Below are 13259 nucleotides of genomic sequence, written 5' to 3' on the forward strand. Positions count from 1 at the left end.
GTGATTATATGCAGTTTAAATTTTCAGGCATTCAGGTTGATGCATATGGTCACATTGAGCGGCCAGCGATGATTCTATACCAAGCGGACGATACTCCAATTGGCTATTTGCAATATGCTTTTGATGTATCAGTTGAGCTAAAATACAATGAGCTTTCTACTGCACAATTTAGTTATCCAAGAGAAGTAGACGGCGTTCCACAAGAAGCATATCCAAAACTTACTATTGGACGCATCGTAGAGATTGTGCCTTACGGGAAGTTTATCATTTCCGATATCGATGAGCAGGAAGAGGATGGCCGATGGATTGCGTCTATCTCAATGAATTCACTTGAATACGAGTTGACAAACAAACAGATCGTATTTGCCGCAGGAACATATAAATTATATTCTCCTACAGATAACTCAGACTCAATTGCAAAATTTGTTTTAGAAAAGACATTGAATTGGAAGATTGGAACTGTGGATGCATCCTTATGGACAAAGTACCGCACGTTCACCCAAACTGAACAAGGCATTCTTGATTTTTTGTATAATGTGGTTCAAGAGACGTATGGTTGTGTGGTAGTGTTCGATACAAAGAACAGGACTATCAATTTTGTCGATGCGACAGCTGATACAAAAATGATTCCTGTGTATTTGTCATCTGATAATGTAATTAAGGAGCAGAAATTAACCACGAACGATTCCGATGTGGCGAATAAGGTTTCTGTGTATGGAGCAGATAATGTCGATATTCGTGATGTTAACCCAACCGGAACAACAGAAATTATCAATCTTGGGTATGCGTTGTCAACTGGTGATTTGTCTGGAGATCTAGCGGACAAGTATATAGCTTGGCAGTCTGCAATCATAGCCCAACAGGATTATTACACTGGAATTGTTTCTTTGCGTAACTCTACTGCATCCAGATTGCTGGCAGAGAAAGCAAAGTTGACAGATTTGAAAGGGAAACTTACTGAGCTTGAAAACACCCAGTCTACAACACTCCAGATGTTAAATACAGCCAAGCAACAAGAAACTATTGATTATATGCAGCAACGCCTCAAAGAAATATTGGCGGAGCAAGCGGATGTGAAACAAGATATTGCAGAACAAGAGAAGCTTATTGAAGAAATTCAAACTGACTATGATCAATATGTTGCTGATGCTATAGCTGTTACAGATGAACTTAAGCTTACATCTTGGTTTACAGAAGATGAGCAAAAAATCTTAGACAAGTTGTTTATTGAGGGCACATACAGCGATTCTACGTTTGCAACATTTGATGTCGATATCTCCGGAGAAGACGACAGTTATGATGATTTGTCTAATGAAACCATTTTACTTTCTGATGTAACTGTTATTGATGTTAAAATGCCGGAGGGGAGCACGCATCGCATTTTGGATGTTGCTGGCGGACAATTCTCTATGGATGGTACAAAGAAAATTACCGCAGAATTGATGCATGCCACAATGGATACATGGGATAATCAGTCTGTGTGCTCATTATTTGTTGGCTCAGGCACAATTGGAGACGAAAAGATCCAGAGTGCGAATATTTCTATCACGTTTGACTCTGGCTTACCAATTGATTCTTACTTAAGTAATATGGTAAAACACACAGAAGTAATCGAAGATGATGACACAGGTGTGCAGTACACTAAGTATTACTACACTGGTACAATCAGCATAAGTTCTATGGCTGGGAAGATGTATACTACAAGAAACGCTACTGAATATCAAAAATATTCCGTTCAGAAAGAGCTATACGATTATGCAACAGGCATAATTGATAAGATGGCATACCCTATTACGGAGTTTGAAATCGACAGTGCTAATATTGTATATGCTGAAAAGTTTTTATATTTCCGCGAGCAACTTGAGCTGGGATGTGGAGTATATTTAAAGATAACTGATTCTTTATCTCTAAGACCGGTTTTGCTTGAAGTGCATCTGGATTTTGATGATTTCACAAAGTTTGAAATGGTGTTTTCTAACCAATTTCAATCTAAGCGGCATGATGCAGTCAATAAATTAAGTGAAATTTTAGATGCATCGAGCAACGCCAGTAAATCATTTGATCTTTCAAGATATGAGTTTGGGAAATATGAAGTAAGTGGCGCTGAAAGTGCTCTGTCGAACTTTTTGCAAAATGGTATGGATGCTGCATACCAGCAGGTGACAGCCGGAAAAGATCAAACAGTTGTGATCAATGGCAGCGGCATTACAGTTGGAGCAACTGATAGCTCCGAATACATCAAACTGGCAAATGGTATGATTGCCATCATTGATCCATCTACTGAAGAAACAAAAGCAGCTATTGGCCATTTTTATAATTCATCGACCCAAACTGACTTCAACGGGGTTTTGGCTGATGTTATTGGTGGAACATTATTTGCCGGAAAGAACATGCATATGGAGTGTTTTAGCCCGGATGGCAAAATCACGCAGTTTAAATTTGATTCCACTGGAGCATTTTTAAACAACAGTAGATTGTATTTGCAGAGTGATGCAGGAGGTCGTATTGGCCTTGACCCTGAACATGGATTCTTAGCTGGAACATCTGCACTGTTTTCTGTGACCGATACTGGAATTATCAAACCATCATGCAAGGACGAGAATGGTGATTTGATCTTTGATGATGATGGGTTTCCTAAAGATACTAATGTGTATATTGGATTGGATGGGAAAGCGTATTTTCGTGGAAGCATCTATGCAGAGAATGGTTACTTCAATGGTGAAGTTAACGCAACCAGTGGCATCTTTAAAGGAACAGTTCAAGCGTCTGCCTTCCTGGATGCAAATGGAAACAATATGATGACGAATGGTCAATGGGATTCAGAATACCTGAATGTGAAAGGCTTGAATGTAAACAACAATTTTATTATAGATGAGCAAGGTAGAGTCACAATCAATAATGGATTTATTTCTTGGGGGTCTGTGACTGGAACTGAAGAAATTGACCGGCAAATTCAAGACGCTCAAGACGCAGCAAACAACGCACAGTCGGATGCAGACAATGCATTGCGTTTGGCTGAAGGTGCTTCTGACGATGCTGTTGCAGCGGCAAATGCTGTCAAGAGACTTGCTAATGGCACATACACAGGATATACGTTTATTGATGGGACAAACATCATTTCACCCAATATTTCTGGAGGAAAAATAACTGGCGTTGAAATATACGGTGGATTGTATTATGACGATCTTGGCCATACTAAACTTGAGTTAAATCCAAGGTCATCAATAGGAAGTTATGCTGATCTTGCTTTATATAGTGGTTCTACGGTCGCATTTGAGCTGTACGATAATATTGGGTCAATATCAATGTCTGCATATGGAAATAGAATTTTAACAGCTGGCGCTGTTAGTAGGAGAACTACTGCTGAAGGTGTGTGGGATTTCTCTACCGCTACAGTGGAAGGTCTTTCTGCAACATTCGGATAATCTAAGAAGAAGGAGGAAGGTATGGCAACTCTTTCTTTAACTGGAGGAATTGAGGAATTTTCTTGGCGGATTACGGGACTTAGCAAGCCATTTACACAAAGCAACGGATACACAGAAGCTGGAATCACATATAATCGATTTACTCAATCTTCTACTAGTATATTCGGCGTTGTTTCTAAGGTGTACCCCACATCGACCGGAACGTCTACATCTACTTCTGCAAAGACAGTTTCTTATTCCCCTGGTGAGTATACGTTTTGGGCATATACAAAAGACTCCCACGGAACTTATTGGCCAGCTGGATCTGCTACTGTTGTAGTAGAAGAGAATAATCAAATCACAGACTCTGGAAGTTTATCGATTTCTTCGAAGACAGCCACATCGATTTCCGTAAGGCTTACTAGAATCGATAAAGCAACTAGCTATGAGATAATTTACAGAAGCGAAGATGGGGACGTTGATTACGCTTATACACCTTCTACATCTTATACCATCTCTGGACTGAAGCCAAACACAACATATACCATAAATTATCGTGGAATCAACTCATCCAGTGAAGGCCCGTATATGTCAACTGGAGTGAATGTAACAACAGAAAAACTAATCACTGATTACGGAAGCATGACTTTAGAATCAGTAACTATGAACTCTATTACGGTTACGATAACTCCTATCAAAAATGCAGTGTCGTATTATATCTTATGTAGAAACTCAACTTCTGGGGCTGAAGTCGATATCACCACAAACAAGATGACAAATACCATTCAGGGATTGCTGCCAAATACAACATATATTTTGAATTACTATGGCATTGATAGTTATGGATCTACTGGTCCATTTATGCCAACGGGACTTACAGTAAAGACAAAGCAGAGTATAGATCCGTGGGATTGGAATGCATCAAACGGATCGGCAACAGCCACACAAACCAAAACTGCATATAATGCCGTTACACAAAAGGGGAAATTAAGCGACTTTAGTTATCTTGTTTGGAATGACATTGTGAATAAAACAAATACTGTACTGGCAGCAAGAAGTTTGACTTGGGACAATACGTATGGCACTAAATCGAGCACGGCGATGTCATCCGCTAGTAAAACAATGACAGCAGCTCGTTTTAATGCGGTATGGTGGAATTTATCCAGAATGGTTACAGTTGGCTTGGGACCAAACCCACGAGCGCCAGGAGAAGTTATCCTTGGTTCTTATTTCACTGCATTGACTGATGCAATCAATAAAGCGATTCCATAATAAAACATGGAGGTTTATATGGATTATAAGAAAGAATTAGCTAATGTCAACAACTTATTGGTGATGACACATCCAACCGGGGAGGATATTTTAATTGTTGCTGAAGCAATTTCTCGAGTTAGGAATATTCTACAAATCATATCCTCTGAAGAGAATGGAGGGATAGAAGGTGCAGATTCCGTATGAGTTACAAGAAGGATCTTTGGTGGCCGGAACATATAAAGTATTTGAAATGTACCCTAAAAATAAGTTCAACGAACCTATTACTTTAACTGGCGCAAAGGTGTTTTTTAGTGTGTCTGAATATATAAACGAAGGTGATCCAATTGTGAGCAAGGCAGGCACTGTTGCTGCAGAAAAAGTAACTGCTGAGCTTACTTCTGAGGAAAGCGCCAATATGAACGGGAAATACATCTACCAATTTACTGTGATTGATCAAGACGGCCCAACATATTGTGCCAGGGGGTTATTGACGATATGGAAAAACATTAACCCAGATGTATTAGCGCAATAACGGAGGTGAGTATATGACGACAACTTATTTTAGAAATATTATTGCAGGAAATGTGTTTAATGTTGGATCACAGCCAGAGTTTCCAACAGAATACTACATCGGTCTTTCCTCGACCGAACCTAATGAGTCTGGACTCAACTCAACTGAGCCAGATACTTCTGGTACTGGTTATACAAGGGTAAAATTAGATCATTTGTCTAATCCAGAGAATGGTGTAATTAAAAACCAGTCAGATATTTCGTTTGCAAAAGCAGAAACCGATTGGTTCCCGTCGGGCAGCCCTGCGACACATTATGTTATTTTTGATGCGCTGAGCAATGGAAACTTGGTTATTTATGGTGAATTAAAAAAGCCTCGCACAATTGAGAGCGACACATATATCTCATTCCCTGCAGGAGAGCTCACAATTTCTGTAGTGTAGTGGATGGGGGTGGACGCTACGGGGAATAACACTGTTGTCTTTGATTTTTTTATTCCATCACACTTCTACAATGATCATGTGCGTACAGATCTTGAGCAAGCGTTCGATCGTGTGGTCGTAAGTGGGTATGGTCCTTTTGATAAAATTACAAGTGGATTGATTGCAGATTGCCCATATGTTAAAAGTTCTGTTGTTATGGGCGATATGCCGTTGCGGATTATTGCATCCGCTCAGGCGTCAATAACTATTTTGACAAAAAGAATTTTGCCTGTTATTTTATCAAGGATATATGCGCTTCCTTGCTCTATTAAGATCATTGATGATTGTTCCAATGTATGCGCCACCATGAAGATATCAGGAGAGAATTGTGTTTCTGTAGATGTAATGTTGAGTGAAGAAAAACGAACTGCTATTGAAGCTTCTAAATCTATCATCAATATACTTTCTAATTCAATCCATAATAAAGTGACAAATTTATTATCTGAAAAAAGAGATGAACACATTTGTGTTGATATTGATTACACATCTCTAATATCAGGAATGTATGTGTCATCAGATGATTGTATTGAGTTTGTGTTGTCTGGGTATCAAATCGCACGTTCTACGCTTAATGCGCAAGAATGTGCGATTTCTTTATTGGTGGATGATCCTGAAATAGTTGTTGCGTTTTACAGAACAATTGCTGACACGAAAATTTTCACGATCTCAGAAATAGGTAATTTGTCTTTGTCTGAATTATATTTTACAGAAACGGGGTGACTAAATGGCATTAAGCAAAACTGAACATTTAGGACTCAATGTTTTCCCTCAATCTGATGAAGGTGTCATTTTGGTGAGAGATGCATTCAGAGCTATTGCGGAAGATGCAGACACTTCAAATATGCACATAATCGACCAAGCAATTTATGATTTGCAGACGAGGCAGTTGGCTGGTGTTGTATGGGATAAGCTGCAACCAGAAGATCAAAAGCCTGGCGACACATGGAATGAAATACTAGAAGAATAAGGAGGGGTGTGAATGTATGTCAAAGTGGAGAATGACAAATCATTGATTGTAACTGTTTTTTCGACGATTTATAAGGGAGAAGCAGGCGCAGACACTATTGTATTTTTAGTTCCTTCAGAATATGAAGAAACGGAAATCGCAAGATGCTCTGTAATGTTACGGTATATTACGCCAAATCAAATTGGTCACTCTGAGCAATTAAAACTTCTTCCGGAAATGTATAACGGATATTTGCAATATGCAATTGATGTTGATACAGATATGACGGCAGAGGCTGGTGATATCACATTATGGCTCTCATGTATCTCATATCAAGATGCGGTTATTTTTAAAACCGGAGAATTATCTGTTGAAGTTAAGCCAAGCCCAGAAATCGAAAAATATCTTCCTCCAGAAGATCTTGATCAACTTGATAGATTGGAAGTTGAGGTTTCTAATTTGAAAAATACAAAAGCAGATAATTTGATTTTTGATGCGGAAGATGGCTCTTTGCAACTATCTGCATCTGGCAATCCTATTGGGGATGAAGTAACTGTTGCTGGCGGCAGTTATAACATCATAGATGGCGGCGGAGCCGCAAAATAAAAAATGGAGGGGGTTAGATGGCAAACGTATTAAAAACTACGATTCAGGTGCGCAGAGCAACTGAAGAGGAATGGCTTGCTAATAAGGATGTAGTCCTTGCTGCTGGCGAGCCTGCAATGACCCTTGATGGGGAACATAAGGGTCAAGTTAAGTGGGGTGATGGAACTACTACATGGGAGAATCTTCCTTATAGTTCTGGAGACTTGTCAGAACTGGATGCATCTAACGTTTACTACACTCAGGACTTTGTGTTCACTCGTCCTTTCGGCAAGTATGTTCCTGATTCAACCGGAAAGGTGACAGTTCCTGCTACAGGAAAAAACAATGTCGAGTTATTTAATGATGCATATTCGGAGGATATCAATCCTCAAATCACCCAACCTTCCGCTTCTATTAGCGCCAGCGCTATGAAGTCTTATGAAGCCGGAACTACGGTGACGCCAAGCTATACGGCTAGTCTGAATCCTGGTTCCTATGAGTTCGGTCCTGCCACCGGTATTACTGCAACCGCATGGGAAGTTACTTTTAACGAAGAGAGCAAGGACACAAATTCTGGTTCATTTTCTCCTATCCAAGTGACCGACGCTATGAATCTCCAAATTGTCGCAAAAGCTACGCACGGAGATGGAGCTATGCCGTGGACTGCTCTTGAAAAGGAGTATAAAGAAGGTCAAATTAAGGCCGGAACCAAGACCGCTACCTCTGGAGCCCTGAAGGGCTATCGGCGTTATTTCTATGGAGTTGATAAGACTTCCGGCGAGATTAACAGCGCTCTGATCCGGGGCCTGACTGGAAGCGCTGGAGCCGCTGCGGCAACCACTCTTACGGTTAACTCAAGCGCTGGTGCTATTCGTAGCATCGTAGCGCTTCCGACTGCCTCTGGCTTGAAGGTGAAACAGGTTCTGTTGACCTCCAGCATGAACGCTGATATTACTGGAAACTATGTCAAGAATCCTGATCCTATTCAGGTTGAAGGCGCAGAGGGATATACTGCCGTTGACTATGATGTTTATGTGTACCAGCCTGCGTCCTATGATGCCGCTGAGGTTCACAAGATTACAATTGGCAAGTAATTAGAAGGAAGGAGTGATAAGATGGCTGTTATTAACAAAGAAGGCAACTATATGGCGCTTCCTCTGAAGATTCGCAGAGGAAATCCACTGCCCCTTGATGAGTCTGCTGTTTGGTACGACTATGAGGAACTTGTTGCATATGCACAGTCTAATCCCGTAGCTTACGTTGGCCAGATCCTGGTTCATGTTGATGAGGAACAATCGACAGTCAACGCATACATGATTCAGAATGCTGCCGGAAACCTGATTAAGCTCGCCTCTACTACAGCATCTGGAGATCTGACAGAAGATGTTCTTGAACTGCAGGGCAAGGTATCTGCGCTTGAGACATTGGTTGGTAAGAAGGGTGCAGAGAGTGCGATTGTTGCTACTGATGTGTGGAATGCAATTGAGGAAGTCAAGGCCGCTTATGAGGCCGCCGATACTGCGCTGAGCGAGAATCTGTCTAGCAATTATTATAATAAGACTGCGACTGATAGCCAGATCGACACTAAGATTGCCGCCGCCATTGGAGCTACATATAAGCCTGGTGGTTCCGTCGCCTTTGAAGATCTTCCTGAACTGAGCGCAGCAATTGAAGGCAAAGTCTACAATATTTCAAACGATTTCACTACCACAGATGACTTCGTTGATGGTGCTGGCAAGAAGTTCTCTGCTGGCACAAATGTTGTGTGTATCGAAGCGAGTGACGGCGTATATAAGTGGGATGTTTTGACTGGTGTCACTGATCTGAGTGCGTATGCCACTACTGAATATGTGGATGAGGGTTTGGCCGAGAAGGTTGATGTAGTTGAAGGCTCTTCTCTCGTTGAGGAAACTCTGATTCAGAAACTGAGAGGTATGCTGGAGGTCAAGAGTGTATCTGATGAACTCGAAGTTGCTGAAGGTGGCGTTCTGCAGGTTAAGGCGGTTGACCAAAGTAAAGTAACTGGCCTCTCTGATGCTCTTGCTGGAAAGGTTAATGTTGAACCAGGTAAAGGACTCTCTGAGGAAAATTTCACTTCCACTCTTTTGGAGAAACTGAATGGTATTGCCGCTGGCGCTCAGGCCAACGTGATTGAGAGTATTCAGATTAACGGAGAAGCGGCACAAATTCAAGGGAAGGCTGTTAATATTCCTGTCGCTTCTGCCAGCGTTCTTGGTGTCGTGAAGGGTGTAACCACCGAGAATGGTGTTGCTGTTGCTGAAGACGGAACGATGAGCATCAATTCTGTAAATGTGAATAAGCTTGTTCAGGCTGGCGATGAGCGTTTGGTCTTGGATTGCGGGAACAGTACAAATGCTTAATTGTGCGTAATTTTGGAACCCCGGATTGCTCCGGGGTTCTTTCATAAGGAGGATTGTATATGGCGGGAAATAAAACACTTAATGCTCGTCTTAGTCTTAAATGTGATACCTATGCTAACTGGACTAGCAACAACCCTGTCCTGCTTGCTGGCGAGGCTGCCGTTACGGTTGTTCCAGGAGAAACAGGCGCGGTTCAGAGAGAACCTGCTGTTCTGGTTAAGTTTGGTGATGGTACTTCTCACTACAATGATTTGCAGTTTATGTCTGCAAAGAGCGCTGATGTTTATGACTGGGCTATGCAGGCTCAGAAGCCCACTTACCAGGCAAGTGAAATTCAGGGGCTTGATGATTACATCTCTGGCCAGATCAAGGATACAGATACCCAGTATCAGCTTGTGCGAGTGAGCGACACATCCTTTAAGTTGCAGTCAAAAGAAAAGAATGGGGATGAGTGGGCGGATGTAACCACAATTGAAATCACCTATAACTTGACTGAAGGCGAGACAAACGGTACAGTGAAGTTTAATGGTGTGGATGTTGCTGTTCACGGACTGAAATCTGCCGCCTATCAGGACACGACTGCTTTTGATGCTGCTGGGTCTGCTGATGCTGTGCAGGGCAATTTAGATACGCACATTCAGAATAAGCAGAATCCGCATAGTGTGGCTGCTGATCAAATAGGTGCCGCAAAACCAGGATATGTATTTTATATTACACTTCTTGCATCTAACTGGGTAGATAATTCTCAAACTGTATCGGATATCGGTTTTGTAACATCTGGATATGCATATCTTATAAATCCTAGTGACGAAAATTTTATATCTTGGAATGATTGTATTGTGCGTGGAAAAGATGTTGAACAAGCCGGGAAAATGAATTTTATATGTGAAGAGCAACCAAGCTCTGATATTGTGGTTAAAATCGTGCGAATGGAGGTTTCCGCATAATGAGTGGGAAAGTGTTCAATATGACTGGGGGATCTGGCAGGGGGATTAAGTTAGTGTCTATTGACATCGCAAAAGGACCAACTAAAACGATATATCGCCCTGGACAAATTTTCGATCCAGCCGGGATGGAAGTGGTCGCTACGTATACCAACGGAGCAACATTGCTTGCAACTGGATGGACATATTATCCGTCTGGTGCCATTCAGGCTGGCACAAATAATATTGAAATTGTTTACACTGAATCTGGCGTAACAGCAAGTGCTATGCAACCAATTACTGTCCGGACGGAGGTTTTTCAAGTTCCAACATATACTGGTAGTTTTATTTATAACGGAACACAACAATCACCTTCATGGAATGGATATGAAAGTTCTGAAATGACAATCGGAGGCACAACATCAGCAATTCATGCAGGATCATATCAAACAATATTTTCTCTGAAAGATAAAATTGGAACTCAGTGGGACGATGGAACCGTTGAAGACAAATCGGTGGATTGGACTATCGAAAGGGCCAGTATTGATGTCCCAACACAGAGTGGGAGTTTAATATATGACGGAGATATTAAGTCGCCCACTTGGGCTGGATATGATAACATAAAAATGACTATTGGCGGCACAACGTCTGGAACCAATGCTGGAAGCTATAATGCTTCCTTCACTCCGAAAACAGACTATAGATGGAGCGATGGAACTACCACTGCCAAGACTGTGTCATGGTCTATTGGCAAGGCAACTGGTACTCTGACTGTAAGCAAATCTTCTGTCGAATTAAATATGTCTACACTGTCTACGACGTTTACTATCGGAGGCAATCATGACGGTACATTAAGTGTTGTTTCAAACAATACAGGTATTGCTACTGTTTCCCGTAGCGGTTCTACTGTAACTGTTACGCATGTGAACCAGACTACCGGTTCGACTACAATCACCGTAAGCTGTACAGCAGGTACAAACTATACTGCACCTTCAAGCAAAACTGTTAGTGTTGAAGCAAAGTTTGTCAGTACGGTTCTTAACGACAATGAATGGTCTGTTATTCAGAGTGTCGCAGATTCAAACCAAGGCGGTAACTATTGGTCTGTCGGCGACCGTAAGGCTGTGACTGTCAACGGAACTGTCGGCACCCAAGCCATTAACGGTACTTATTATGTTTACATTCTCGGATTTAACCACAACAGTTCTCGCGAAGGAACTGGCATTACTTTTGGTACGTTCAAAACAGCTCTGAGTGGTGGTACTGATATTTGTCTTGTTGATGGTCAGTATGGTAGCTCCTCAACTAATGGTACCAAGTATTTCAACATGAACCATAGCTCCAATACTAACTCCGGCGGATGGAATGGCTGTGACCTTCGGTACGATGTGCTTGGTAGCACCAACGTAAATAATGGTGATGCAACGGCCACATGTGCGACATCTCCTATTTCTGGAACCTTAATGGCAGCTCTCCCAAGCGACCTTCGTGCCGTCATGAAGCCGATGAACATCTACACCGACAACACGGGTGGAGGTTCCAACACCGCTTCTTATGTCACAAAGTCGGTTGATTATCTTCCTCTTCTGGCCGAATGTGAGATTTTTGGCGATGGATATGGTTATAGTGGTAGCGGCTACGCTAATGATGCGGAGAAAAATTACCAGCAACAGTACCAATACTACAAAAATGGTAATAGCAAGGTGAAATACCGTCACAGCTCAACAAGTTCCGCTGCTCGTTGGTGGGGGCGTTCTCCTGGTTGCGGCGGCAGCGGCGCCTTCTGCGTTGTGGGCGCGGACGGCAACGCGACCAGCGGCTACGCAAGGTATTCCTGTGGGCTCGCCCCGGCTTTCAGGGTCTAATCTTGAACCAAATGAATCAAGCCCACGACAGTGGGCGGATTCATAGCAGGTGAAACTATATAAGGGGTTGCCCCTTTGTGATTAGTCCAAGAGGACAACACAATAAAAAGAACGAAAGGAGATTTCTATGTCAGTTTTGAAAGCACATCGGTCTGAAAGCAAGGCAGAGTACATCAATGTCGCCAACAAAATCTACATTCAGACCATCAACTTCCTGTCACGCCTGTCCTCGCGCTATTCAAGACTTGTTGCGTCAGAAGTGTCTTCCCTTGCCTCGGAGGTGTTAGACCACACTGAAAAGGCAAATAGCATCTATCCTTCTGATGCAATGAGGAAAGAACTTCGTAAGACGCATTTACTTGAAGCACGAGCATCCCTGATGGCACTCGATGTTCATCTTAGCCATTGTTATGAACTGATGATGACCAACCCGTCAGGATGTTTTACGACAGGAAGCGGAAACATCGTTAAGGCTTCAGATGCCAAAAAGAAATTAGAACATATGGCACAAGAACTCGGCGAGCTAATCGACCGAGAGAACGGGTTATTAACAAGTGTGCTGAAGAGCGACAAAGGCAGGAAATAATGAAAATATGGGTGTATCTCTGTAAAACCTGTCGGTGAGTGTGTTTATTCGTACTCCCGTGTTCCACTGCTAATTGGTGGGAGCGTTCTCCTAATTGCAACAACAGCAACAACTTCTGCAATGTGAACACGAACGGCAACGCGAACAACAACAACGCAAGGAATTCCAATGGGCTCGCCCCGGATTTCGTAAACCAGAAATGGTTAGGGTCAAACGCAGTAGCTCGAACCAGAGTGAACTACGACCTTTACGAAAGGAGAGATACTTCCCGTGACGAAAGTCCGAAACTGCCCTTTGATGCTCAGACACGGACGCCGCCGAGA

13 protein-coding genes are annotated in these 13259 nt (G+C 42.3%); all 13 read left to right on the forward strand.

Annotated elements, in window-relative coordinates; translation table 11 throughout:
• Window positions 1–8 precede the first annotated feature (8 nt).
• The 13 genes from B5G34_RS00775 to B5G34_RS00810 all read left to right on the forward strand — a co-directional run bounded on the left by B5G34_RS00775 (window position 9) and on the right by B5G34_RS00810 (window position 12936).
• Window positions 9–3425, forward strand: a complete 3417-nt coding sequence (locus B5G34_RS00775) for a hypothetical protein (protein WP_087333551.1) — start codon at window positions 9–11, stop codon at window positions 3423–3425.
• Between the two features lie 21 nt (window positions 3426–3446).
• Window positions 3447–4676 (forward strand): fibronectin type III domain-containing protein, encoded by a 1230-nt coding sequence (locus B5G34_RS00780; protein ID WP_087333552.1) that lies wholly within the window; start codon window positions 3447–3449, stop codon window positions 4674–4676.
• A gap of 18 nt (window positions 4677–4694) precedes the next feature.
• Entirely contained in the window at window positions 4695–4862 is a 168-nt protein-coding gene (locus tag B5G34_RS18615; RefSeq protein WP_162609388.1) for a hypothetical protein, read from the forward strand.
• The gene (locus tag B5G34_RS00785) at window positions 4846–5190 is read left to right on the forward strand and encodes a hypothetical protein (RefSeq protein WP_087333553.1); all 345 of its coding nucleotides are present in this window, start codon (window positions 4846–4848) and stop codon (window positions 5188–5190) included. Before B5G34_RS18615 ends, B5G34_RS00785 begins: the two co-directional genes overlap by 17 nt.
• Window positions 5191–5203: 13 nt before the next feature.
• Complete coding sequence (locus B5G34_RS18255; protein WP_140397154.1) at window positions 5204–5611, forward strand: hypothetical protein; 408 nt, start codon at window positions 5204–5206, stop codon at window positions 5609–5611.
• A 9-nt stretch (window positions 5612–5620) separates the two neighbouring features.
• Entirely contained in the window at window positions 5621–6370 is a 750-nt protein-coding gene (locus B5G34_RS18260; protein ID WP_162609389.1) for a hypothetical protein, read from the forward strand.
• A 4-nt stretch (window positions 6371–6374) separates the two neighbouring features.
• Window positions 6375–6617 carry a hypothetical protein gene (locus B5G34_RS18265; RefSeq protein ID WP_140397156.1) on the forward strand — a complete coding sequence of 81 codons (243 nt, stop codon included), beginning with the start codon at window positions 6375–6377 and terminating at the stop codon, window positions 6615–6617.
• Between the two features lie 12 nt (window positions 6618–6629).
• Window positions 6630–7202 carry a hypothetical protein gene (locus B5G34_RS00790; RefSeq protein WP_087333554.1) on the forward strand — a complete coding sequence of 191 codons (573 nt, stop codon included), beginning with the start codon at window positions 6630–6632 and terminating at the stop codon, window positions 7200–7202.
• Between the two features lie 17 nt (window positions 7203–7219).
• Window positions 7220–8275 carry a hypothetical protein gene (locus B5G34_RS00795; protein ID WP_087333555.1) on the forward strand — a complete coding sequence of 352 codons (1056 nt, stop codon included), beginning with the start codon at window positions 7220–7222 and terminating at the stop codon, window positions 8273–8275.
• Window positions 8276–8296: 21 nt separating this feature from the next.
• Window positions 8297–9562: a hypothetical protein gene (locus B5G34_RS00800; RefSeq protein WP_087333556.1), complete on the forward strand. Its 1266-nt coding sequence runs from the start codon at window positions 8297–8299 to the stop codon at window positions 9560–9562.
• A 59-nt stretch (window positions 9563–9621) separates the two neighbouring features.
• Window positions 9622–10509: a hypothetical protein gene (locus B5G34_RS00805; protein WP_087333557.1), complete on the forward strand. Its 888-nt coding sequence runs from the start codon at window positions 9622–9624 to the stop codon at window positions 10507–10509.
• Window positions 10510–10562: 53 nt separating this feature from the next.
• On the forward strand, window positions 10563–12350 hold the full coding sequence (locus tag B5G34_RS18270) for a DUF6273 domain-containing protein (protein ID WP_140397157.1): 1788 nt from the start codon (window positions 10563–10565) through the stop codon (window positions 12348–12350).
• Window positions 12351–12477: 127 nt separating this feature from the next.
• The gene (locus B5G34_RS00810) at window positions 12478–12936 is read left to right on the forward strand and encodes a hypothetical protein (protein WP_087333558.1); all 459 of its coding nucleotides are present in this window, start codon (window positions 12478–12480) and stop codon (window positions 12934–12936) included.
• Window positions 12937–13259 lie beyond the last annotated feature (323 nt).

It is taken from the genome of Flavonifractor sp. An82 (assembly GCF_002159265.1).
Lineage (GTDB): Bacteria > Bacillota > Clostridia > Oscillospirales > Oscillospiraceae > Flavonifractor.